The 23,585-nt window shown below is 70.9% G+C and carries 22 protein-coding genes; 7 read left to right on the forward strand and 15 right to left on the reverse strand.

All coding sequences use genetic code 11. The annotated features are described in order from the left end of the window. Positions 1-29 precede the first annotated feature (29 nt). From AQI95_RS34575 to AQI95_RS34590, 4 genes are read right to left on the reverse strand one after another with little or no spacing between them, the layout of a single operon-like run. Positions 30-986 (reverse strand): aromatase/cyclase, encoded by a 957-nt coding sequence (locus AQI95_RS34575; protein WP_067133631.1) that lies wholly within the window; start codon positions 984-986, stop codon positions 30-32. Between the two features lie 35 nt (positions 987-1,021). Next, positions 1,022-1,804, reverse strand: a complete 783-nt coding sequence (fabG, locus tag AQI95_RS34580) for a 3-oxoacyl-ACP reductase FabG (protein WP_067133399.1) — start codon at positions 1,802-1,804, stop codon at positions 1,022-1,024. 1 nt (position 1,805) lies between these two features. After that, positions 1,806-3,566: an FAD-dependent oxidoreductase gene (locus AQI95_RS34585; RefSeq protein WP_067133402.1), complete on the reverse strand. Its 1,761-nt coding sequence runs from the start codon at positions 3,564-3,566 to the stop codon at positions 1,806-1,808. A 49-nt stretch (positions 3,567-3,615) separates the two neighbouring features. Further along, a complete protein-coding gene (locus tag AQI95_RS34590) occupies positions 3,616-5,241 on the reverse strand; it encodes a class I adenylate-forming enzyme family protein (RefSeq protein ID WP_067133405.1) in 1,626 nt (541 codons plus the stop codon). A gap of 157 nt (positions 5,242-5,398) precedes the next feature. On the opposite strand from AQI95_RS34590, the gene AQI95_RS34595 reads away from it, so the two are divergent. Further along, a complete protein-coding gene (locus tag AQI95_RS34595) occupies positions 5,399-5,902 on the forward strand; it encodes a nuclear transport factor 2 family protein (protein WP_079071711.1) in 504 nt (167 codons plus the stop codon). Between the two features lie 42 nt (positions 5,903-5,944). On the opposite strand, the gene AQI95_RS49280 is transcribed toward AQI95_RS34595, so the two are convergent. Together AQI95_RS49280 and AQI95_RS34605 are read right to left on the reverse strand one after the other, a co-directional pair. Then, positions 5,945-6,553, reverse strand: coding sequence for a response regulator transcription factor (locus AQI95_RS49280; protein ID WP_244188939.1), 609 nt, complete (start codon positions 6,551-6,553; stop codon positions 5,945-5,947). A gap of 278 nt (positions 6,554-6,831) precedes the next feature. After that, positions 6,832-7,194: a hypothetical protein gene (locus tag AQI95_RS34605; RefSeq protein ID WP_067133410.1), complete on the reverse strand. Its 363-nt coding sequence runs from the start codon at positions 7,192-7,194 to the stop codon at positions 6,832-6,834. An 89-nt stretch (positions 7,195-7,283) separates the two neighbouring features. On the opposite strand from AQI95_RS34605, the gene AQI95_RS34610 reads away from it, so the two are divergent. After that, a complete protein-coding gene (locus AQI95_RS34610; RefSeq protein WP_067133413.1) occupies positions 7,284-8,276 on the forward strand; it encodes a LuxR C-terminal-related transcriptional regulator in 993 nt (330 codons plus the stop codon). Between the two features lie 57 nt (positions 8,277-8,333). Here AQI95_RS34610 and AQI95_RS34615 read toward each other — a convergent pair whose 3' ends face one another. The 8 genes from AQI95_RS34615 to AQI95_RS34650 form a co-directional block, all read right to left on the reverse strand. Continuing rightward, entirely contained in the window at positions 8,334-9,530 is a 1,197-nt protein-coding gene (locus tag AQI95_RS34615; protein WP_208614336.1) for an MFS transporter, read from the reverse strand. 68 nt (positions 9,531-9,598) lie between these two features. Beyond that, a complete protein-coding gene (locus AQI95_RS34620) occupies positions 9,599-10,621 on the reverse strand; it encodes a GHMP family kinase ATP-binding protein (protein WP_067133420.1) in 1,023 nt (340 codons plus the stop codon). A gap of 21 nt (positions 10,622-10,642) precedes the next feature. Then, complete coding sequence (galT, locus tag AQI95_RS34625; protein ID WP_067133423.1) at positions 10,643-11,767, reverse strand: galactose-1-phosphate uridylyltransferase; 1,125 nt, start codon at positions 11,765-11,767, stop codon at positions 10,643-10,645. Positions 11,768-11,806: 39 nt separating this feature from the next. Beyond that, complete coding sequence (locus AQI95_RS48405; protein WP_067133426.1) at positions 11,807-12,370, reverse strand: D-glycero-alpha-D-manno-heptose-1,7-bisphosphate 7-phosphatase; 564 nt, start codon at positions 12,368-12,370, stop codon at positions 11,807-11,809. Next, on the reverse strand, positions 12,367-12,990 hold the full coding sequence (locus tag AQI95_RS34635) for a D-sedoheptulose-7-phosphate isomerase (protein WP_067133429.1): 624 nt from the start codon (positions 12,988-12,990) through the stop codon (positions 12,367-12,369). The genes AQI95_RS48405 and AQI95_RS34635 overlap by 4 nt, the downstream gene beginning before the upstream one ends. Positions 12,991-13,022: 32 nt before the next feature. Beyond that, positions 13,023-14,516, reverse strand: a complete 1,494-nt coding sequence (locus AQI95_RS34640) for a glycogen synthase (protein WP_067133431.1) — start codon at positions 14,514-14,516, stop codon at positions 13,023-13,025. Continuing rightward, entirely contained in the window at positions 14,513-15,115 is a 603-nt protein-coding gene (locus tag AQI95_RS34645; protein WP_067133433.1) for a hypothetical protein, read from the reverse strand. Before AQI95_RS34645 ends, AQI95_RS34640 begins: the two co-directional genes overlap by 4 nt. Beyond that, positions 15,112-16,119, reverse strand: coding sequence for a BtrH N-terminal domain-containing protein (locus tag AQI95_RS34650; protein WP_067133435.1), 1,008 nt, complete (start codon positions 16,117-16,119; stop codon positions 15,112-15,114). Before AQI95_RS34650 ends, AQI95_RS34645 begins: the two co-directional genes overlap by 4 nt. 308 nt (positions 16,120-16,427) lie before the next feature. On the opposite strand from AQI95_RS34650, the gene rfbB reads away from it, so the two are divergent. From rfbB to AQI95_RS34665, 3 genes are read left to right on the forward strand one after another with little or no spacing between them, the layout of a single operon-like run. Continuing rightward, positions 16,428-17,438, forward strand: coding sequence for a dTDP-glucose 4,6-dehydratase (gene rfbB, locus AQI95_RS34655; RefSeq protein WP_067133436.1), 1,011 nt, complete (start codon positions 16,428-16,430; stop codon positions 17,436-17,438). Positions 17,439-17,443: 5 nt separating this feature from the next. Then, the gene (locus AQI95_RS34660; RefSeq protein ID WP_067133438.1) at positions 17,444-18,211 is read left to right on the forward strand and encodes an NAD-dependent epimerase/dehydratase family protein; all 768 of its coding nucleotides are present in this window, start codon (positions 17,444-17,446) and stop codon (positions 18,209-18,211) included. 45 nt (positions 18,212-18,256) lie between these two features. Next, positions 18,257-19,765 (forward strand): MFS transporter, encoded by a 1,509-nt coding sequence (locus tag AQI95_RS34665; RefSeq protein ID WP_079071714.1) that lies wholly within the window; start codon positions 18,257-18,259, stop codon positions 19,763-19,765. Here AQI95_RS34665 and AQI95_RS34670 read toward each other — a convergent pair. After that, positions 19,757-20,770: a LacI family DNA-binding transcriptional regulator gene (locus AQI95_RS34670; protein WP_067133439.1), complete on the reverse strand. Its 1,014-nt coding sequence runs from the start codon at positions 20,768-20,770 to the stop codon at positions 19,757-19,759. The genes AQI95_RS34665 and AQI95_RS34670 overlap by 9 nt on opposite strands. A 199-nt stretch (positions 20,771-20,969) precedes the next feature. On the opposite strand from AQI95_RS34670, the gene AQI95_RS34675 reads away from it, so the two are divergent. Together AQI95_RS34675 and AQI95_RS34680 are read left to right on the forward strand one after the other, a co-directional pair. Next, entirely contained in the window at positions 20,970-22,040 is a 1,071-nt protein-coding gene (locus AQI95_RS34675) for a glucose-1-phosphate thymidylyltransferase (RefSeq protein ID WP_067133442.1), read from the forward strand. 83 nt (positions 22,041-22,123) lie between these two features. Next, positions 22,124-23,569: a glycogen synthase gene (locus AQI95_RS34680; protein ID WP_067133445.1), complete on the forward strand. Its 1,446-nt coding sequence runs from the start codon at positions 22,124-22,126 to the stop codon at positions 23,567-23,569. Positions 23,570-23,585 lie beyond the last annotated feature (16 nt).

A 23,585-nucleotide genomic window follows, 5' to 3' on the forward strand; every position in this document is an offset into this window, starting at 1 on the left:
CCACCGGGCCGGCCGTGACGGCCCGGATGTCACAGCATGCGGATAGCCGACTCCGCGTGCCGCTTGGCCAGTTCGAGGGTGGCGGTGGAGTTGCGCCCGAGCGCCTGGCGCACGTACCGGCGGGCCGCGGCCAGGTCGGTGCCCGGGCCGAGGACCCGCTCCACCGCCTCCTCGCGCAGCACCACGCTGTGCTGCGAGACGACCGTCACGCCCGTCTCGTCGGGCACGACCGACCACTCTCCGGTGTGCGCCTCCATCAGGGCGGGCGTGGCCGTCTGCTTGTAGACGATGCGTCCGGCGTGCGGGAAGCAGATCCGCACCGACTCGGTGGTGTGCGTACTGCCGTCGGCCGTCCGCGTGTCCATGGACATGATCTGGACGCCGGGGCTGTCCTCGGTAAGGTCCAGGCGGGAGACGTGCGGGATCAGGTCGGGCCAGTCGCCCACCCGGTACAGGAAGTCGTAGACCAGCTCGGCCGGGCCCTTGACGCGCACGGAGTCCTCGAAGGACAGGACGAGTTCGTCCAGGCGCGTCCAGCGTTCGGCGAGATGCCTGAGGTTGTCCAGTTCGGCGCGGGAGTTGGTGTCGCAGGCGCGCTCGACCCACTCCACGTCGGCCGGGCGGTCGCCGACGACCGTGAACTCGTGCAGCAGCGTGAGCCGGCTGGTGCCGCCCGGCCGCTCCTCGACGATCCAGGTCCCGTGCATGGTCTCGACCGGTGCCTGCGGCCGGGTCTGGTGGAACTCGATCCGCCGCTCCTGGGGGTCCTGCACCCGCTGCGAGATCCATGAGCGGATCTCGCCGTTGGCCGTGGCCCACATCCGCAGGCGCTCGTCCGTCCCGTCGAACTCCAGGCGCTCCACGTACACGTTCGGCGGGAAGAACAGCGGCCACTGCACCGCGTCCGAGATCAGCCCGTAGACGACTCCGGCCGCCGCGTCCACCTCGACGGAGTGCGCCGTACGGTGCACCCGCTCACTCGACACCACGTACACGTCTCTTCTCGCTTCCTTGACGAAGGTCAGTAGTTGCCCAGGCCGCCGCAGACGTTGAGCGCCTGCGCGGTGATCGAGGCGGCGGGCTCGGAGGCCAGGTAGGCGACGAGGGCCGCCACCTCCTCGGGCGTGGAGTAGCGGCCGAGCGGGATCTTCGCCTCGAACTGCGTCTGCACGTCCTGCTCGGTGGTGTCCCAGGCGGCCGCGTACCCCTGGCGCACCCGCTGGGCCATCGGGGTCTCGACATAGCCGGGGCAGACCGCGTTGACGGTGATGCCGCGGGGGGCGAGTTCCCGGCCGAGCGCCTTGGTGAAGCCGACGACGCCGTGCTTCGAGGCGCTGTAGGGGGCGCCGAGCAGGACACCCTGCTTGCCGGCGGTGGAGGCGATGTTGATGATCCGCCCGTACCCGGCGTCGGCGAGGCCGCCGTTCTTGAGCACCTCGCGCGTCACCAGGAACACACTGTTGAGGTTGGTGTCGATGACGTCGTACCAGAGGTCGTCGGTGAGGTCGGCGGTGACGCCGCCACCACTGCGGCCGGCGTTGTTGACGAGCACGTTGACGGGTCCGTACGTCCGCACCGCCTCGGCGACGAGGGCGGCCACGGACTCGCGGGAGCGGACGTCGGCGGCCTGCCCCTCGACGTCGAGGCCCTCGGCGCGCAGATCGGCGACGGTCTGCTTCACGTCCTGCTCGGTGCGGGCGCACAGGAAGACGCGGTGCCCGGCGCGGCCCAGCTGCCGGACCGTCTCGAGGCCGATGCCGCTCGTGGCGCCGGTCACCAGGGCGACGGGGTGGTTGTCGGGCATGTCAGTGTTCCTCCAGGTCGTGGACGGCGACGGGCACGGTGGGACCCGGTTCGCGCCGTGCTTCGTCGGCGAGCGGGACGGGGGTCTGCAGCGGGGCCAGTGCCCGGCGCAGGGACGGCCGGGTCAGCAGGGTGCCGCGGGCCGCGACATAGCCGTCGGGGCGTACGAGGATCCAGGCGCCGGGGCCGAGGCCGAGCGCGGTGCGCAGCCGCAGATCCGGGTCGGCGAGCGGGGCGGGGCCGTCGGGCCCGGTGCCGCCGACGGTGCGGACCGAGAGCCACTCGCCGTACTGGGCGGCAGCGGTGACGGCCACGCCGACGGGCACGTCGCCCGGCCCGTGGCCGCCTGCTGCCAGCAGCAGCGTCCAGCGCGGGTCGCGCAGTTCGGCGCGGAAGGCCGAGGCGGCCGGGTCGTCCCCGTCGTGCACCCGGGCGGCGGTGACGCGGGCGCCGGGGCCGGGTTCCCGGCCCGGTTCCCGCGCGCTCATCTGGACGCACCCGGCGTCCGCGAGGCGGTAGTAGTGGTCCGTGCCGGTCAGCGAGGACGTGTCGTAGGCGACCTTCAGGCCGGACATGCCGCCGAGCACCTTGCGCTGCACGGCCCGGCGCAGCGGCCGTACCGCCTGCACCACGCTCAGGGCGAGGGGCAGGACCACGCCCGCGAGCGCGTTCTTCAGCTGCACCAGGGTGGTGGCGGTGCGCGTGGAGCCCAGCAGGGCCGCGCCGAGGGGGACGCGCTCCTCGCTGTACGTCTCCAGCAGCTCGCGTCCGGCGTGGCCCTGCTCGACCATGGCGAGCTTCCAGGCGAGGTTGTAGGCCTCCTGGATGCCGGTGTTCATGCCCTGTCCCGAGGCGGGGCTGTGCACGTGCGCGGCGTCGCCGGCCACGAGGACGCGGCCGTCCTGCATGCGCTCCACCATGCGCTGCTGGAAGGTGAACACGGACGTCCAGGAGGCCTCGCCGACCCGTACCGGGTGGCCGAGGCCCGCGCTGAGCTTGCGGGAGAACTGCTCCTCGGCGCGGCCGGGTTCCTGTGCGCAGGCGGCGGGCACGGTGTCGAGCAGCCGCCAGTGCCCCTCGCGGGCGTAGGGCACCATCATCAGGGCCTGCCCGCCGGTGTGGGCCCAGTAGATGCTGTCGGGTGCCACCTCGGTGTCGACCGGCGCGTCGGCGAGCATCCATGTCTCGCTGCTCTCGCCGAGGAGTTCGAGGCCGAGGCGCTTGCGCACGGTGCTGTGGCCGCCGTCGCAGCCCACCAGCCAGGACGCGGTGCACTCCTCCTCGCCGCCGTCGGCGTGGACCAGACGGGCGTGCACCTCCTGTGCGGCCTGGGTGAAGTCCGCCAGGCGCACACCCCATTCGACGCGCACCCCGAGCCGGGCCACCGCCGCGCGCAGCACGGCCTCGGTCTCGGTCTGCTCGACGACCAGCGTGTAGGGGTAGCGGGTGGGCATCGTCGCGTAGTCGGCCTCCAGGCGTACCCGGCGCCGGCCCCCGGCGTACATGGTGAACGCCTGGTTGCGCCGCCCTCGGGGCAGCACGTCGTCGACGATGCCCATCTGGTCGTAGGTCTCCAGGGTGCGCGGATGGGTGGCGACGGCGCGGCTGGTGCGGGCCGGGCCCGGCGCGGCGTCGATCAGCCGCACCCGAAGGCCCCGGCGGGCGAGTTCGTGGGCCGCGGTCAGTCCGACGGGGCCCGCGCCGACGACCAGCACCTGGATCGAAGGGCGGGGCGCGGACGGCGGGCCGGCGGCGTTCACCATGGTCTGCTCCTGGGTCGGTGTCGGGTCACGGGGGTGGGCGACCGGCGGGTCATACGGCGGCTCGGTGTCTCAACTGGGCGCGCACGAGACGGCGTTGCGGCTTTCCGGTGGGGGTGCGCGGCACGGTCTCGATCGCCTCGGCGAACCGGATCCGCTCGAAGAGGGCGAGGTGTTCGTTGGCCCGTGTGGTGATCGAGTCGAGGACGTCGAGGATGCCGAGTCCCGGCCGGACGCCCGCGATCGCCCGGGGCTCGTCCTGTGCGCCGTCGGTCAGGACGACGCCCGCCCAGACCACCGCCCCGTGCTCGGTGTCGGGCCAGTCGGCCACGATGCAGTCGGCGACGCGCGGATCCTCGCGCAGGATCTGCTCGACGCGGCTCGGTGCGACGATCTCGTTGTCGTGCTTGAAGACGTCGGTGAGCCGGTCCACCAGGCGCAGCGTGCCGTCGTTGTCGAGGCGGCCGACGTCGCCGGTGGAGAACCAGCCGTCCGCGTCGATCCTCGCCTCGTGCCCGCCCTCCAGGTAGCCCGCCATCAGCTGCGGCCCCCTGACCTGGACCTCACCGCTCACCCCGGCGCCCACGGGGCGGCGCGTGGTCAGGTCGACGATCCGGCACTCGGTGCCGGGCACCACGCCGCCGACCGTGCCGGGCCGGTGGCGGTCGGGCTGCTGGCTGTGGGTGAGCGGGGAGAGTTCGGCCATGCCGTAGCCCTGGACGACGGGAACGCCGAGCCGTTCGTGCAGTGTGGCCGCCGCCTCGGGGTCGAGCGCCGAGCCGCCGGACAGCACGGCGGTCAGCTGCGGGCCGGGGTGGACGGCACCGGCCAGCCGCACGTCCCTGGCCAGGGCGTGCAGCCGGGCGGGCAGGCCGTAGTAGTGGGTGGCGCCGGCCTCGGCGGCGACGCCGAGGGACGCGACGGGGTCGGGGTCCTGGCACAGCACCTGGCAGGCACCGGCGTACATACCGGAGTTGAGGTGCATCACGTGGTAGAGCGGCAGATGGTTCAGGGTGACCGAGCCGGCGCTCAGGCGGTGCGCCAGGGCGATCTGCTTGGCGTTGGCGACCAGGTTGCGGTGGGTCAGGAGCACGCCCTTGGGGCGGCCGGTGGTCCCGGTGGTGAACTGCACGCAGGCGACGGCGCCCGGGTCGGCCGGAGCGGCGGTGTGCCGCTGCGGCGCACGGTCCGGCGCCTGATCCGGGGCTGCGTCCAGGACCTGGTGCAGCGAGACGGTGCCGTCGGGGACCACGCCGTCGGCGGCGTCCGTGACGAGGATCGCGCGCAGCGCGGGCAGGTCGGCACGCGCCTTGGCGAGCAGGCCCGCGGTGGCCGCGGGCACGAGGGCCAGCTCCACCTGGGCCGTGGCGAAGACATGACGCAGGCCGTCCTCGCTGATCAGCGGGTTGACGAGGACGACGGTGGCGCCGCTGCGGGCCGTGCCGTAGTAGGCGGCGGCGAAGACGGGATCGAGGACGTGGGCGACGCCGACGCGGGCGCCTGCCGCCTCGTCGAGCGTCCGGCCGAGGAAGCCGGCGATCCGGTCGGCCCACGCGTCGAGTTCGGCGAAGCCGACGGACCGGGTCGCGGTGCGGATCGCGACGCCGTCCGGGTCGCGCCGGGCCGCACGCCGCAGCAGTCCGTCCACGGGGAGGTCGGGATGGGCGAAGTTCGTCAACGCTCGTTCTCCTCCGGCTCCGGTTCGGCGGTCGACACCGCTGGACGAACTCACCGTCCGTCGCGGCGCTTGAGGAATCTTCGAACAGTGCTCGATCTGCGCCGCAGAAGGTGTCGGCATCCCATGGAGAACAGTGGACGCGAGAAAGGGACCCGCCATGGCCACCGAGATGCTCAGATCCGTCGCACCGGCCCGATCGCAGGAGGCGTTCGCCCCGGCGCAGGAGGACTTCGGCGCGCTGTACGCGCGCACCCAGCAGTTCTACGCGCACCAGATGCAGCTCTTCGACGACCACGACGCCGAGCGCTGGGCGGGGACGTTCACCGAGGACGCGGTCTTCGTCGTGCCCACCCTGGACGAACCGGTGCGCGGACGCGCCGCGCTCGCCGCGAACGTGCGTCGCAACCAGATCCAACAGGAGCGCAGCGGCGAGCAGTTGCGGCACTGGATCGGCATGCTCGACGTGCAGCCGCAGGCCGACGGGACGCTGCACACGCGGGCCTACGCCCTGGTGTACGTGACGCCGCGCGGCGGCGAGTCGAAGGTGTCGCGGGTGTGTGTCCTCCAGGACGTGCTGGTGCGCACCCGCGGCAAGTGGCGCACCCGCTCCCGCCTGGTCACCCGCGACGACCTCGCCCTGACCACCGAGAACGCGGCCTGATCCGGCGGGCGGGCCCGGTGGTGCGCAGGTGCGGGCCCATCGTCAGACCAGACCGGCATTGACGGCGCTGACGACGGCTGCCGTGCGATTGGGCGCGTCGAACTTGGCCAGTACGGACCCCACGAGCCGCTTCGCTCCGTGCGTGGAAATGGTGAGGGCACGGGCTATCTGCTTGTTGCTCATGCCGCTTGCCATCAGCTGGAGGGTCTCGTTCTCCCGGGGCGTGAGGGTGGTGACGCGCGCCTTGGCCTGGGGCAACTGGATGCGGTGCATGCTGAGGAGTTCTCGGGCCAGCTTGGGTGGCATCGGCACCTCGCCGGCGAGCGTGCGTTCCACCGCGCTGGCCAGTGCGTCCTTGGAGAGATCCGTCAAGGACAGGAAGCCGTCGCTGGGCAGGTCGCCGAGGGCTGTGCTGCGGCGGTCCTGCACCGGGTCGCCGACCACCAGGACCGGGGGCAGCGGGCAGACCTTGTCGTCCTGGGCGTCCTTGAGGAGGTGCCACTGATCCGAGGTGACGATCAGTACGTCGAAGCTTCCGGTCCGGTAGACCGTGTGCAGCACGTCGGGGTCCAGCTGCAGCACGGTGCCGATGCCGGACGCTCTGCTCAGGAGTGCTTCGAGTCCGGCGAGGATCACGGGGCTGGCAACCACCAGGGCCACATTGCGTCTTCCGTCTCTGTGACTGTCGTCCAAGGCGGCTTGGTCCGCCTCCCGGAGGAGCTCGGCGGGGACAGCGGACAGTGAGGGGCGTGTCTCCAGCATTCATATGGCTTTCTCGTCAAGAGAGAGCGGGAACCGGCCTCGGCAGGTGCCTCGTCGGCTTCACCGCTCTCGTCGACCGGCAGAGGAATTGATCTTTGAGTCTTGTCTGTGCGGGAGGGTGAGGGAAGGGCCCCGGGCCGGACGGATTCGGCACTGGCCGATTGTGGTCACCGGCCGGTTGGGGGGTCGCCCCACAGAAGTGGTCCGGCAACGAGGGCCGCTTCGCAGCGCACGACGGCAAAACCCGCGAAGGTGTCGGACCGCAGGGCGCGCAACGTCAGCCGCAGGGCCGCGCTCTCCGCGTCGGCCAGGGCGGTCGAGGAGAAGAACAGGCCGAGCGTGCAACGCCCGGGCGGGCGCATGGCGACGCTGACGTGCTCCAACGCGTCGTGCGGCTCCGCGTACGCCATGAGTGCGGCCGATGCGCCGTCAAGATGTCCCCGATCCTGCGTCGAGCGCAGCTCCACGTGAACTAGATGCATGGAGGCGACGATCCTTGAGCTGGTCATGGCCAGCAAGAGGTCCCTCATGGACGGATCCGGCAACGACCGCAAAAGGTCTCGCAGCAGTCGCAGCCGTCCGCCGTGATCGTTGTCAAGTCTGAATCGCGGAGGCTGTGATGCTCGGTCTGCTGGGGTTGGATGCGTGGGCTGAAGAGGTGTACCGAGCCATGCTCTCGCACCGGGGTAAGGGGGTGGCCGAGCTGGCCGATGTGCTGGGCAGGCCGGAGCAGGACATCAGGTCGGCACTCGACCGGCTCCATGAGTTGTCGCTGGTCCGCTCGTCCCAGGAGGCACTGCACGCGGTCAGTCCGGAACTGGGCATGGAGATCCTCCTTGCCCAGCAGCAGGCGGAACTGGCCGCCCAGCAGCAGCGCGTGGAGGCGTCCCGTGCCGCCGCGGCGCAGCTGATCGCGCAGTTCGCGGAACACAGCGAGTCGGCTCAGCAGCCCAACGTCGAGCATCTCACGGGCATCGAGCAGATCAGAGAGAAGCTCGGGATGCTGACCCACAGGGTGCGCGGGGAGGTCATGACCCTCGCGCCCAACGGTGCTCACACTCCGGAGAGTCTGCGAGCCGCCAGGCCGTTGGACACCGAGCTGCTGGACCGCGGGGTACGGATGCGGACGGTCTACCTGGACAGCGTACGCAACAGCCGGGACACCGTGGCGTACGCCGAGTGGCTCGCGGAGCGCGGGGGGCAGGTCCGTACCGTGCCGTCCCTGCCGGTCCGTATGGTCATCGTCGACCGGGAGACCGCTGTCATTCCGGTTCGGGCCGACGCGGCGTGCGAGGCGGCCGTGGTGCTCACCGGCCAAGGCACACTGACCGCCCTGTGCGCACTGTTCGACAGCATCTGGGCCTGCGGGGTCGATCTGACCAAGGCGCAGCAGCGCGACGAGTCGGGGCTCAGCGCACAGGAGCGGGAGGTGCTCAACTCGCTCTACCGGGGCATGACCGACGACTCCATAGCCAAACGTCTCGGCGTTTCGCCGCGCACCGCGCGCCGGGTGGCCAACGACATGATGGAACGTCTCGGCGCGCGCAGCCGCTTCCAGGCCGGCGCACTCGCCGTGCAGAACGGCTGGTTGCCGTCGGTTGTCACGCCGTGAACCCGGGCGGCACCGCCGAGCGGCTCGTCGAGGGCCGCTCAGCGGTGCCGCCGAGGGTCATGCCTCCTGGCCCAGCGAGACCGGCTCCGGTACGGATGCCGCGGTGGCGCCGGCCGGGGCATGGGCGGCCGCTTCCCGGCGCAGCCACGCCGAGCCCGAGACGGCGACCAGCGCGGCGAGCGCGGCCGCGGCGGCCGGCAGTGCGTAGCCCGAGTCCGCGCCGAACCGCTCCACCGCCCAGCCCGCGACGATGCCGCCGAGAGAGATACCGCCCAGCAGACTGGTGACGGCGAGTGTCATGCCCTCGTTGATCTGCGAACGGGGAATCAGTTCCTGCACCAGCCCCATGCCCGTGATCATGGTGGGGGACGTGGCCATGCCGGCGACGAACATCAGCGGCGCGAGCGACCAGAGGCCACCGGCGAGGTTCAGCGGCAGCATCAGCACGGCCATGGCCGTGACCCCCGTCAGGAACCGGGTGACGCTCGTGCCGCGGACGGTGACCATCCCGAACAGCATGCCCGCGACCGCGGAGCCTATCGCCTGCAGTGCCAGCACGGTTCCGGCCACGGGCTTGTGGCCGAGGGAGTCGGTGAAGGCGACCGTCACCATCTCCAGCGAGCCGAAGATGGAGCCGGTGAACAGGAACACCAGCATCATGACCTGGAGGCCCCGGTTGCGCAGCGGGGCCTTCTGCCCGGCCGGGTCGGCCGGGTGCACCGGCGGCTCCGTACGGCGCTGGGCGGCGAACAGTACGGTACCGGTCAGGGTCAGCGCCAGGGCCGCGAGGCGCCCGGCCTCCGGGGAGACGCCGGTGGCCAGTGCCACGGCGAGGATGGGGCCGAGGATGAAGCAGACCTCGTCCAGGACCTGTTCGAAGGAGTTGGCCACGTGCATCGAGTCGGTGTCGTTGTCGTAGATCTCGGCCCATCGGGCGCGCGCCATGCCGCCCACGTTGGGTGCGGTGGCCGAGAGGATGTTCGTGGCGAACAGCGTCCAGGTCGGAGCGTCCAGCGACAGGCACACCAGGAGGGCGGCCGACATCCCGGCCGACCAGACCGCGGCCGGGACGGCCACGCGTGACTGCCCGTAGCGGTCGACGAGCCGGCCCAGCAGGGGGATGGTCAGCAGGGTGGTGGCCAGTGAGGCTCCGCTGACGGCTCCCGCGAGGGCATAGGAGTGGCGCAGCGAAGCGATCATCACAACGGTGCTGACGCCGGACATGGACAGGGCCAGCCGTGCCAGGAAGCCCATACTGCTGAAGCCGACAGCCCCTCTGGCGGAGAACAGTCGACGGTACGGGGCGAACATAGGGACTCCAGTCAGGACGATGGGGGCAGGTGGGAAGGGGTGGTGGACAGGCCCGCGGGGTCGACGGCGAGGACCCTTGCCCCGCGATCGTCGAAGCGGAAGGGCTGTTCCGTGAAGCCGTGGGCGGCCATGGCGGTGCGGACCTGCTCGCGGGCGGTGGCCGGGGCGTGCAGGAGGAAGTAGCCTCCGCCGCCCGCGCCGAGCAGCTTGCCGCCGCCGGCACCGGCGTCCAGTGCGTCCGCGTAGGCCCGTTCCACGCACGGCAGGGAGACCTTGGAGCCGAGTTGCCGCTTCAGCTCCCAGTGGGCTCCCAGCACCTGCCCGAGCGCCGGCGCGTCACTGTTCTTCAGCGCGTCCAGTGCCAGGGGCGTCAGTGCCTTGATCTCGTGGAGGCGGCGCTCTGCGTCGCGGTCGCTGTGGGCGACCCGTGCGTTCTGCTCGCCGAGGACCTCGCCGGCGTCCCGGGTCCGGCCGGTGAAGAACAGCAGCAGTTCCTCGTCCAGGCGGTGGACGAACTCCGCGTCGACGGGTACCTCCTCCACCGTCACGGCACCGTCGCGGTGGAAGTCGAGGACACGGAAACCGCCGTACGCGGACAGGTACTGGTCCTGTCTGCCCACAGGGCGGCCCAGGCCGTGCATCTCGATCGAGCTGGCTGCCTCGGCGGCCTCACCGGCCGTGAGACGGCCGCCCTCCAGGCCCGCGACCAGGGCGACGCTGAAGGCGGACGAGCTGCCGAGGCCGCTGCCACCGGGCACATCGGCGAACGACGCGAGATCCAGCGCAGTGCCGTCCCAGTGGCGGTTCAGCGCCTCGCGCGCGAAGGGGTTGGTGACATCGCCCCGGGCGGTGGTGCTGCACTCGTCCAGGCACGCGCGGATGTGCCGGTGAGCGGTGGCCCGGCGCCCGACGACGGTCACCCGCAGATCGATGGTGGCGCCCAGCACCCGGCCGCCGAACCGACGGGCGTAGCTGGGGACGTCGGTGCCGCCGCCGGCCAGAGAGATACGCAGGGGCGCGCTGCTAATCCACACGATGGCTTCCTCGGTCGGGGCTCAGGCAGCCGTGGTCGGCTGGTCGGGAACTGGGGTGGCGGGCGTCCATGTGTCCGCGGCGCGCAGGGCGGCGGCCGCCTGCTCGGGCTCCACCTCGCTGATGAAGGTGCCCGCGCCGAGTTCTCCTGCGGCCAGCCGCTTGGGTTTCAGGGGGGTGGCGCGGTCGGAGAAGATCTGGGCGTGCAGATGGCTGTGCGTCCTCTCCCCCCGGGCGGGGGCCTGGATCCACAGCGCCATGTACGGCAGCGGCGCCTCGGCGACGGTTTCGAAGCGGCGCAGCAAGGACCGGTAGGCGGCGGCCAGGTCGGCGCGCTCCTCGGCGGTCAGGGCCGCCAGATCCGGAACATGGCGGTTGGCATAGAGATGAACCTCGTACGGCCACCGCGCGGCGTGCGGTACGAAGGCGGTCCAGTGCGGGGAGCGGGCGACGACACGGTGGCCTGCCGTCAGTTCCGTGGCCAGCACGGAGCAGAAGACACAGCCCGTGCCGCGCGCGTGCGCGTGGCGGGAGGCCCGCTGCATCCGCTCGAAGCGACTGGGCATGAACGGGTAGGCGTAGATCTGTCCGTGCGGATGGGCGAGGGTCGCGCCGATCTCACTGCCGCGGTTCTCGAAGCACACCACTTGCTCGACGTCGGGCAGGGCGTTCAGGGCTGTCGTCCGGTCGGCCCATGCCTCGATCACGGTGCGCACCCGCTGCTCGGACAACTGCGCCAGTGATGTGTCGTGTTCGCTCCCGAAGACCATGACCTCGCAGCGGCCACCCGCCGGCAGGGTGAGGGAGGTGCCCTCGTGCCGTTGTCCGCTGTCGGCACCCCGTAGCGCCGGGTAGCGGTTCTCGAAGACGGCCACGTCGTAGTCGCCGGTGGGTATTTCCGTGGCGGATCCGTCGGTCGACGGGCACAGGGGGCAGGGGGCGGCGGTGTGGGCGGACCTGGATCTGCGGTGGGCCGCCATCACCACCCATTCCTCGGTGGTCGGATCCCAGCGCAGCTCCGCCCCGGACTCCACGGGCGGCAGCACCCGGGTGTCGACGACCTTGCGTTCGGGGCCGGCGACGTCGTCGTAGAAGTGGATCTCGCGTCCGTCCGCGAGCGTGGTGCTCGTTCTGTGGGGCAGGGGCATGGGGGATCCGATCGGTCTGGCGCTTATGAGGGTGGGTGCTCAACTACGCAGCCGGGCTATGTGGTGGAGCGCTTCGGCGACGGTTGCGGTCCGCAGTGTCGGCTCGACGCCGGGCGGGCCGGTACCTGTCGCGGAGTTCGGGCCGACCCAGGCGGTGCGGCATCCGACACGCAGGCCGGCCTCGATGTCCGACCGGAAGTCGCCGACCATCCACGACGAGGCGAGGTCGATGTCCAGTTCCTCGGCCGCGGCCAGCAGCAGTCCGGCCCGAGGCTTGCGGCATGCGCATCGAAAGGACAGCCCGTCGATGGATCCGTCGGGGTGGTGCGGGCAGACGTAGATGCCGTCGAGGTGCACGCCGTACGCCATGAGCAGCGTCCGCAGATGCCGGTGCATGGCGTCGAGAGTGCGCGGCGAGAACAGGCCGCGGGCCAGGCCGGACTGGTTGGTGACGAGGACGAGGGACCGGCCCTGGTCCTGCAGTCGGCGAAGTGCCGGGCCCACCCCGGGCTGCAGCACCAGGTCGCCGGGGTCGGCGGGGTAGTGCCGCGGCTCGGTCACCGTGCCGTCCCGGTCGAGGAAGACGGCCCCTCGGGCTGTCATTTCCCCGCGGCCGTGCCCGCGCCGGCCAACTCTTCCCGGTCGCTGCGGACGAACGCCCTCATGTGCCGGGTCAGGATGTGGGCGAGCGCCATGTGGACGTCCTCCTGCTCCTCGATCGAGTCGGCGGGGGCGAGGACATAGGCGTCGCACAGTTCCCGTGCCCGTCCTCCGTCGCGTCCCAGGAGCCCGACCGTGCTCATGCCGTGGGCGCGTCCGTAGCGCAGCGCCTTGAGCACGTTGGGCGAGTTGCCACTGGTGCTGATGCCGATGACGACGTCGCCCGGCTCGGCGAGTCCGGCGAGCTGCCCGGTGAAGACCTCGTCGTAGCCGACGTCGTTGGCCCAGGCGGTCAGCGCGGGAACGTGGTCGACCAGGGACGCCGTCCGGACGGCGGGCTTGCCGGGCACCCGGGTGTTCTTGGACAGGTCGACGGCCAGGTGGGAAGCGGTGGCGGCGCTGCCGCCGTTGCCGCAGATGTAGAGGGTGCGGCCCTCCGTGTAGGCGCGCTCCAGGGTCTCCGCCACCCACACCAGGTCAGTGGTGGACACCTCGCTGACGGCTCTGCTCAGCCGTCCGAGATAAGCGCAGATCTCGCTCTGGCGGTCCGTGGGCTCAGACATGCTAGGTACCCCGTTCAGTAGTCTGGTGCCTTCTATGAGGAAAGCTCGATCAAGGTCCGTACGGCCCGGCGCGAGGCAGCTGCCGTGCGCGCGTAGAGGGCGGCCGTGTCACGGGCGGAACGGGCCCAGGACCAGTCCTGCGCCATGATGCGGCGCCGTAGGCCGTGCACCTCCTGCGACGGGCCGGACAGCCATCGGGCGGCCGAGAGCATGGTCCGGCGAACGGCGTCGGCCGACAGCTGCGGCACGACGAAGCCGGTGCCGAGGGACGGGTCGGCGGCCAGGTCGGTGACGGTGTCCCTCAGCCCGCCCACCGCGCTGACCAGGGGCACACATCCGTAGGTCATGGCGATGAGCTGGTTGAGGCCGCAGGGTTCGACCCGGGAGGGCATGATCGTGAAGTCGGCGCCCGCGTACGTCAGCCAGGCCACGTCCTGGGCGAAGCGGGGGATGTGGCGCACCCCGGCCGGGTTCTGCCGGACCAGGGACTCCAGGGCGCTCACCGTCGCGGTGTCTCCCTGGCCCACCACCACGAGCTGTGCCGAGCCGTCGCGGATCAGCGGCGCGGCCGCCTCGATCAGCAGGTCGACGCCCTTTTCCGGCACCAGCCGCGAGCACACGCCGAAGAGGGGGACGTCCGGGTCCTCCGCCAGGCCGAGGCGTTGCTGCAGCAGCCTCTTGTTGGCTGCCTTGCCCCGGCCCACGCTCGCCTCGTCGTAGGGCTCGGTGGGCCGTCCCTGCGCTGCGGGCTGCCAGAGCCGGGTGTCGATCCCGGCGACGATGCCCGTCAGGGGCAAGGTGCCGAGCGCTGAGCCGAGGGCCGTGCCCGCTGTCTGCGTCCGCAGCTCCCTGGCGTACGTCGGGCTGCCGGTGGTGGCGGCGTCGGCGGCCAGCAGGCCCAGGAGCAGCAGACCGGCCGCGGCGTCGTCGTACTGCGCCAGCTTCTCCTGCCACAGGAGGGGCAGGCCCAGGTGCGGCAGTTCTCCGGGGCGGATGCGACCGAGGTATTCGGCGCTGTGCACGTTGATCAGCAGAGCCGGTCCACCGGCGCTGCCGCGCACGGACCGCAGATGAGCGAGTGCGGGGCCGGACTGCCAGTCGTTTCCGTGCACGATGTCGTACGGGCGGCCGGTCGCCGTCAGCCACTGCGCGACGGCGGCGCCGAAGAACGCGGCTCGGGCCACGGCGTCGGCGAACTCCACGTACTGCGCGTCGCGGTAGATGCCGGCGCGGTCGTACCAGTGGTCGGCACGGACGAGGAAGACCTCGCCCGCACCGGGGCTGCACAGCAGCCGCTCGACGCGGACCGGCACGCTCACCTCGCCGACGGCGAGGGCCGGGCCCTGCCAGACGCATTCGGTCTCCAGCGCGTGCTGCTCGACCAGCCAGGGGTAGTACGGGACGATCAGGTCGTGGACGATGCCGTGCTCGCGCTCCAGCGCGGCCGGCAGGGCACGAGCGGTCTGTCCGAGGCCGCCCTCGGAGAAGTACGGGGCGAGTTCCTGGGTCAGGTACAGGCATCTCATCGGTTCGTCGCCGCTTCCGGACCGGCCGGTGCCGGCAGCAGCCAGACGCCCACGACGTGCAGGTCCGGGTTGACGGGCAGGGTGATGCGTCCGCAGGTCAGCGGCTGCGGGAAGCGGACAGCGCAGCGCCAGAGCCGGGGCTCGGCGCCGCTCTCGGGCCGGCCGCCCACGTCGTAGAGGAAGGAGCTGTGAGCGAAGCAGGTGTCGTCGAAGACGGGTCGCCGGGAGAGGAAGTCGCTCAGTTCCACCCGGGCTCGGGCGGCCGGCCCGCCGCCGTCCGGGCCCGGTTCGAGCAGCAGGGTCTCGCTGACGGTGCCGCCCGATCCGGCGCCCACCACGTCGAGGCCGCGCAGCAGGACGGGTTCGCCGAGGACCAGGACCTGGCCCTCGCAGGCGACGTTGTCCGCGACACCGTGGCCGAGGTCGCCGGGCAGGCCCAGCGCGTCTGCCGCTCCACCCAGTTCCGAGGCCGGGTAGGCGCGGCCGAACCCGTCGAATCCGTCGGCCGGTTCGACTCCGGGTGCGAGGAACGCGGCGTTGTTGCGGTGCGGGCCCAGGTCCACCCGCACGGCATCCGCCGGGATCGTCGAGGTGCTCACCGCTTCTCCTCCGCCAGCGTCGCCAGGGCCGTTCCGGCCGTGCTCAGGTTCTCCAGGGCCTGTTCCAGCCGGGGGCGCAACTGCCCGCGGAAGGTGGCGGAGCGCTTGTCGTCGGCGCTCATCACGCCCAGACGCATCATCAGGTTGCGTACCACCAGCAGGTCGCGCGAGGCGCGGTCGACGGCCTCGATGAGGTCGGCGCGTCCGGGGAGGGTGCCGTCGGCGGCGAGTGTGCCGAGGTGTCCGGCGAGCCATCGCAGGGTGTGGTGGTACCACCACAGGCCGAGGAGCAGCCAGGGGCCCAGGCCCCAGTCCTGCTGCGTGCCGTCCGCCGCGCGAGGGCGGCTGCTCACCGCCTCCAGGTAGCGGTCCAGGTCGCTGTGGAGGGCCTCCACCAGGCTCGTCCCGCTCATCCATGCGGAGCCGGTGCCCGAAAGGGCCTGGGAGAGGGACATCAGGGAGATGGAGTCCGGTCGGGCGGGCCCGCGGTCGGGGTGTGCCACGAGCTGGATCCACGCCTGCCCGGCCCGGCCCTCGCACATGGCGGGCGTGAGCTGGTCGACCGCCACCCGCTCGTCGAAGAAGACGACCTCGCCGGGGTCGAGCAGCCGTACCGTGCCGGAGGTCTCGTCGTAGTCGCGCAGGACGACGACGTGCAGGGCGTGGCTGGTGCGGTAGCCGACCCAGTAGTGCTCAAGGTGGAACGCGTCCGCGGCGATGGCGACGGCGGTTCCGCGGCGCAGCGCGTCCAGAGCGCCTTGCCAGTCCTCCCGTGTGGTGACCGGATGCTGACGCAGTTCGTAGCCGTGGCGTGCGAAGGTCGACGTCAGCGGCTCCAAGGGGTCGCTGAACCGGAGGAGGCCGTCGTCCGCGAGCCGGGCAGCGGTCGCCGCGTTGTTGCCCAGCACGAGGAACGGGTCGGTGTGCGGCTCGGCCGCGTGCAGCAGGGCCGCGAACGCTGCGTGGTAGCAGCTCGAATCGGTGAACAGGGGTGCCTGGGTCACCCATACCCCCAGAGGTAGGCCGTGTCGTCAGACGCGGGATGCGTGGGCCGAACGGGAGTCGAGGTCGCCCCCGGGGCGGGTTCCCGGGGTGATGGTTACTGATGGCTCAGGACCCTAGGAGTGGCTGGTCCTCGCGGACAATCGCCTCGTTCGGCCATGACCAGATGTCCATGGCCAGTCATCGACTGCCCGTTTGATCAGGGCATATGGGGCCGACGGCACAACCGTCGGACGGGACGATTGCCGATGCTCCGCCGATGCCTGCCAGGGCCGGCGCTCGGATCGACCCTCACGACAAGGGTGTTGCCATGCCACGACCTCATGACCCCGGCCGGATCCTGGTGACCGGCGGTGCCGGATTCATCGGATCGCACTACGCACGGATCCTGCTGGGTCCCGGACGATCAGCGGTGTCGCGGCTGACGGTGCTGGACAAGCTCACCTACGCCGGAAATCCGGCGAATCTCGACCCGGTTCGATCAGACCCCCGCTTCTCGTTCGTGCGCGGCGACATCCGTGACGCGGCACTGGTGGACCGGCTCGTCGCCGACCACGACGTCGTGGTGCACTTCGCCGCGGAGTCCCACGTCGACCGGTCGATCCGGGACGCCTCCGCCTTCGTGTCCACGAACGTGCTCGGCACACAGACGCTGTTGGACGCCGCCCTGCGCCACGGCGACCGGGTCTTCGTCCATGTGTCGACCGACGAGGTGTACGGGTCGATCGGGAGCGGGTCCTGGCCGGAGTCCGCTCCCGTGCAGCCCAACTCCCCGTACGCGGCCAGCAAGGCGGCCAGTGACCTGCTCGTCCTTGCCTACCACCGCACCCACGGACTCGACGTCAGGGTCACTCGCTGCTCCAACAACTACGGGCATCACCAGAACCCGGAGAAGGTCGTCCCGCTGTTCATCACCCAGCTGTTGCGGGGCGGACGAGTCCCCCTCTACGGCGACGGTCTGCATGTCCGCGACTGGCTGCACATCGACGACCACGTCCAGGGGATCGAACTGGTCCGCGAGCACGGCGTGGCGGGCGAGGTGTACAACATCGGCGGCGGCACCGAGCTGAGCAACCGGGAACTGACGCGTCTGATCCTGGACGCGTGCGGTGCCGGCTGGGACAGGGTCGAGCACGTGGAGGACCGTAAGGGCCACGACCGGCGCTATTCCGTCGACTGCGGCAGGATCTCGGCGCTCGGGTACCGTCCGCGACGCGATTTCGAGGAAGGCCTGGCGGAGACGGTCGCCTGGTACGCCTCGAATCGTCGATGGTGGGAGCCGCTGCAGCGGCGTCGCGCACCTGCTCTCGCGGCGGTCTGAGCCCGATGGAGATCATCGGCAACGGCTTCCTGGCCCATCATCTGCACGCCATCGCCCACAAGCACCCCCACGCCGTGGCGTTGGCCGCCGGGGTATCACGCGTGGGGCTGAGCGAGGAGGAGCCCTTCGCCCGGGAGGCGCGGCTCGTCCTCGACGTCGCGCGGCGGTGCAGGCGGACCGGGCGGACACTGGTCCTCTTCTCCACCGCGTCGGCCGGTCTCTACGGGGGCCCGGACTGTTCCGGGCGCGAGGACTGCCCGCATCCAACTTCGCCCTACGGTCACCACAAACTGGCTATGGAACACCTGGTGCGGGATACGGGATGCTCGCGGCTCATCCTGCGTCTCGGCCATCTGGTGGGGCGACATCAAGCCAGTCACCAACTCATTCCCGTCATGGTGCGGCAAGTCGAGAGCGGAACGGCCCGGATATCCCGTCACACTCGCCGGGATTTGCTCGATATCCGCCATTTCGTAGGCATCGTGGATTCGTTGTTGGCAGCGGGTGTGGTCAATGACACGATCAACCTCGCGTCCGGCACCGCCGTGCCGGTGGACGACATCGTCACGCACATCGCCGCCATACTCGGCCGCCGGCCGAACCGCGAGTACGTACAGCTCGGCAGCGACCACCAGGTCTCGGTACGCAAACTGCACAGCCTGCTTCCCAGGGGGATGGGCGAACACCATCACGAGGACTACAGGACTGTCCTCGACCGCCACGTACCCCACTACGCATCCACGGTCGCGGCACACGGCGCACGGCCGCACTGACCGGTCACCCATCACAGCCGCCGCGCGCCCCGGCCTAGGACAAGCGTGACTCTGACAGACCTGCACATCGATGCGCATCCGCGGTCGACGGCTCCGGCCTTCCGCCCGGCAGCTGCGCTGGCCCTGCTCGTCGCCAGCCACTTCCTTCTCAACCTGGATTCGGCGATCGTGGAGGTCGCGCTTCCGTCGGTCAAGCGCGACCTCGGGATCACGCTCTCCGAACTCTCCTGGATCGCCAACGCCTACATACTGGCCTTCGGCGGGTTCCTCCTGCTGGGCGGCCGGCTCGGCGACCTGTTCGGCCGCCGCTCGGTCTTCATGGCCGGACTGCTGGTCTTCTCCGCGGCCTCCCTGGCCGGGGGTCTGGCCACCTCGGCCACGGTGCTGATCGCGGCCCGCGCCGCCCAGGGCCTGGCCGCGGCCGTCATCTCCCCGACCGCACTGTCACTGCTGATGGCGGTCTTCCCCGACCGCACGCCCGAAGAGCGGGCCGGACGCCACAAGGCCCTGGCCGTCCTCGGAGCCGTCGCCGCCACCGGCGGCTCGGCCGGGTACTTCACCGGCGGTCTGCTGACCGACGCCTTCGGCTGGCAGTCCACCTTTCTCGTCAACGTTCCGCTGGCCGCACTCGCCGCCCTGGCCGCGCCGCGCCTGCTTCCCGCCGGTGCACGCCCCGGCCCCCGAGGACGCTTCGACATCGCAAGCGGCGCGCTGGTCGGTGGCGGTATGACGCTGATGGTCTACGTGCTCGTGGGCGCCCACACCGCCGGCTGGCTGTCGGCCCGCACCCTGGGCCTCGGCGCGGCGGCCGGCCTGCTGCTCCTGCTGTTCGTCCTGCGCCAGCGGACGAGCCCCGATCCCCTGCTGCCCCTGCGTATCTTCCGGCACCGGGCACTGCGCGGCGCCAACGTCGTCGCCGCACTGGTCAACATGGCGATCGGGCCGGTGATCTTCTTCCTCAGCCTCTACACCCAGCAGATCCTCGGCTACTCGGCTCTGGCCGCCGGTCTGGCCATCGTGCCCGTCATCCTCACCGTCACCGTCTCCTCCACGACGGCGGGATGGCTCCTGAAGCACATGAGCCAACGGGCCGTCATGACGACCGGGCTCGTCCTGTTCGCGGCAGGCCTGCTCTGGATGCACCGGATGTCCGGCGGCTCCTACTGGATCGAGCTGTTCGGCCCGGAGTGTCTCGTGGGGCTGGGCGGAGGGCTCGTCTTCGTCACCTTCACCGTCAGCGGCACCAGCGGCCTGGACGAAGACGACTCCGGCTCCGCGTCCGGCGTGCTCACCACGGCGCAGAAGCTCGGCGCCTCGTTCGGTCTGGCCATCCTGACCACGCTCGCCGGCGCGGGCACCGGCGCTGCGGGCGGCGCCGCGGGGGACGCCGCCCTGGCCGGCTACCGCACGGCGATCACCGCCGCCGCGGTGCCCGTGCTGCTCGCGCTCGTGGCCACGGCGGTGTGGCTGCCCGGGGCAGCTCCCCGGGCGGCCGCGAATGCGGTGCCGCGCCGCAGCCCGAAGGCGTCGCCCGCGCCCGCCGAATCAGAATGAGGGCGCCTTCCCCGTCGATTCGCGGGTGATGAGATCCGGCGCGAAGAACAGCTCCAGTGAAGTGAGCGGAGTGCCGCTGACGGCCAGCATCAGGGCGTCGGCCACGGCCTCCGCCATCTTCTCCTGCAAGGGACTGACAACGGTCAGCGACGGAACCATGTGACGCGCGGTCGTGGAATCGCCGACCACCACCAGGGAAAGGTCGTCCGGCACGGTGAGCGATCGTGACCGCGCGGCTCTCAGCGCACCCAGAGCCAGGGAATCACCGTCACAGATGAGAGCCGTACAGCCTCGTTCCATGAGCGTTTCCGCGGCGCGGAAACCGGCACTCTGCGAGTAGTGGACATGCTCGATTCGAGCGCACGCTTCCGCGGCGGGGACACCGGTTTCCCGGAGGGCCGCCAGAAATCCGTCGCGCCTACGCCGTGACGTCACGTACCGCAGAGCTCCGGACATCATGCCGATGCGCGCATGTCCCAGCTCGGTCAGATGGCGGACGGCCTTTCCCATTCCCCAGGCCTCGTCCTGGGAAACACACGCGGACCGGCTCGGAAAAGCCGCACCGCCCACCAGGACATGCGGAACGTCCTCATCCCGCAACGACCGGTAGAAATCGTGCTCCGCGGTGACATCCGTGTGGTCGCCCCCGATGAGGACGAGCCCCGCGGCACCGTGCGACAGGAGCTTGCGGGAAGCCGGCTCCGCCTTCGGCGCACCGTGGGTCCGGGAGAACAGCACCGGTAGCCACCCACGACGGTGAAAGGCCGTCAGAACGCTGTCGACCAGCGAGGAGTCGGCACCCGAGCCGCTGTCCTGAGCGACGACACCCACCATCTCGCCCTGCGTCGCCCTGGACGCCGGGGGTTTGTACCCCAGGGTTTCCACGGCACCGAGAACCAGGGCGCGTGTCGCCTCCGCCACACCTGGACGGCCGTTCACCACCCGACTGACCGTGGCCGTGCTCACACCCGTTCGGTCGGCTACATCAGAAAGGCGTATCGGCATGGCTCGACGTTAACAGGACGAGAATTCATCAGGCCATACCGATCGTCTCGAACCCGGCTACAGGCCGGCTCGAAGCCGACCACAAAGGCTTGCACGGTTCTTAAAATTGACCTAAAACTAGGGGTCGAGCAAAATGATCAACATAGCGGACCGGGGGCATTGAAGGCCACCTGGATGTTCATTTGGCGATGGGGGAATAGTGAAGGCGCTGGTACTCGCCGCGGGCACGGGAAGCCGTCTGCGACCCGTCACGCACACAGGGGCGAAGCAGCTGGTCCCGGTCGCCAACAAACCTGTTCTATTCTACGCGCTGGAAGCCATCGCGGCGGCCCGTGTCACCGACGTAGGAATTGTTGTCGGACCCAGCGCCGACGACATCAGAGAAGCGGTCGACGACGGCTCGCATTTCGGCCTCGACGTGACATACATTCGCCAGGAAGAACCTCTTGGACTGGCTCACGCGGTGCAGGTTTCCCAGGACTTCCTGGGAGACGACGACTTCCTGATGTATCTCGGCGACAACTTCGTCGGCGAGGGCGTGGCTCACGTCGCGGCCGAATTTCGCCGGCAGCGCCCGGCCGCTCAGATCCTGCTGACCGCGGTGGCCGACCCCACGGCGTTCGGCGTCGCCGAGCTGGACGCCGAGGGACGTGTCGTCTCGCTGGAGGAGAAGCCGCGGGTACCGAAGAGCGACCTGGCGGTCATGGGCGTCTACCTGTTCACCTCCGCGATCCACGAGGCCATCCGCGAGATCAAGCCCTCGGCCCGCGGGGAACTGGAGATCACTCACGCGATCCAGTGGCTCATCGAGGACGGGCGCGACGTGCGCTCCACCATCAGCACCGGCTACTGGCGCGACACCGGCAACGTCGCCGACATGCTGGACGTCAACCGGCACGTCCTGGACTCGACCGTCGTCGACCACCGCGTCGCGGGCGATGTCGACGCCGACAGCCGGCTCACCGGTCGGGTCCATGTGGCGCCCGGGGCCCGCGTCGTCCGCTCGCGTATCGAGGGCCCGGTCGTCATCGGCCCCGGTGCCGTGGTCGTCGGCTCCCGCATCGGCCCCCACACCTCGATCGCGGAGGACTGCGAGATCACCGGCAGTGACATCGAGTCCTCCATCGTGCTGTGCGGCTCGACCGTCCGCGACGTCCCGGCGATAGCCGCGTCCCTGATCGGCCGCCACACGTCCGTCGTCTCCGCACGTCCCGGCGAGACCCACCAGCTGGTCCTCGGCGACCACACCCGGGTCACCCTCGCAAGCTGACCGGCCCGCACAGCCTTCGGCCCCTCGCCGGACGACACCGGCGCCACCCACCCCATGTCTTAAGGCGTATCGGAGTACCGACCTTGAAGTGCCTCTACATCACCCAGGAATACGCTCCGCTGTTCGCCGAAGGCGGCCTGGCCCTGACGAGCAACGCACTGCCGGCCACCCTGCAGACACGGCGCGGCATCCGCCACGACCTGGTCCTGCCGTACTACCCCTGGCTCGTCGAGCCCCGCGGCCTGACCACCGAGGTCGTCCTCGAACTGCCGGAGCGCGAGATCGGCGGGGTCCGCTCCGGCGCCCAGGTGCACCGGCTCCTGCGGCACGGCGGGACCTGCGAGATCTACCTGGTCCGCGCCGACGCCTGGTACGACCGCCACAGCATCTACCGCGACGCCAATTACACCGCGTTCACCGACGAGACCCGCCGGGCGGCGTTCTTCGGATGGTGCGTCGCCGAGTGGCTGGAACAGACCCACCACTCCTACGACGTCATCCACGGAAACGACTGGCAGTCCGGCGCCGCCATGGCTCACCTGCGTGAGCGCTTCCCGGACCTGGCCCAGGTCCTCACCATCCACAACGCCCTGTACCAGGGGCGCCTGCAGCTTCTGGAACCGGGTGGCCTCGGACTTCCCGCAGCACAGGTCGCCCGGTTGGCGGAGTGCGCCGGGGACGACCCCAGCCTCTTCCTCCTCGGCCTGCTCGCCGCCGACGCCGCGGTGACCTGCAGCCCCACCTACGCGTACGAACTCATGGAGGAGTTCGCCGGCACCCCCGTGGGCGACGCCCTGGCGCAGCGGAACACGACGGGCATCGTCTTCGGCGTCGACGGCACCCTGTGGGACCCGGCGGCGCTCGGCCGGTGCACCGTCCCCTACGACGGCACCACCGTCGACGAAGGCAAAAGCCTCAACAAGCAGGCGCTCCAGAAGCACATGCGGCTCGCCGAGAACGACTCGGTGCCGATCGTCGGCGTCTGCTCCCGCGTGGTGCCCGAGAAGGGCAGCGACCTGCTCCTGGACGCGCTCACCCCGCTGCTGCGCGAGCGCCGGGTGCAGCTCGTCCTGGTCGGGCCGAGCACCGACGAGCTGCGCGCACAGCTGGAGGCGCTGCACACGCAGGCACCCGGCATGGTGGGCTACGTCCCGCAGTTCGACCAGGACACCGCGTGGCTGGTGTACGCCGGAGCCGATCTGACGGTCATGCCCTCGCGCACCGAGCCCTGCGGGCTGAACCAGCTGATCGCCTACCGGTACGGCACGCTGCCCGTGGCCAGTGCCGTGGGCGGTCTCTGCGACACCGTCAGCGACCTGCGTGCGCACCCCGACGGCGGCGGGTTCGTGATCCCCGAGCACACGGCGCAGTCCGTCCGTACGACCGTCCTCGAGGCCCTGCGGTGGATGCGGGAGCGTCCCCAGGAACTCGGCGTGGTGCGTCGGCGCGTCATGGCGCAGGACTGGTCGTGGGCCGTGACGGCGCGGGAGTACGCCGAGCTGTACGCCCGGCTACCCAAGGCCGGCTGAGCCGCTCCCCCGTAGG

It is taken from the genome of Streptomyces yokosukanensis (assembly GCF_001514035.1).
In the GTDB taxonomy this organism is placed as follows: Bacteria; Actinomycetota; Actinomycetes; order Streptomycetales; family Streptomycetaceae; genus Streptomyces; species Streptomyces yokosukanensis.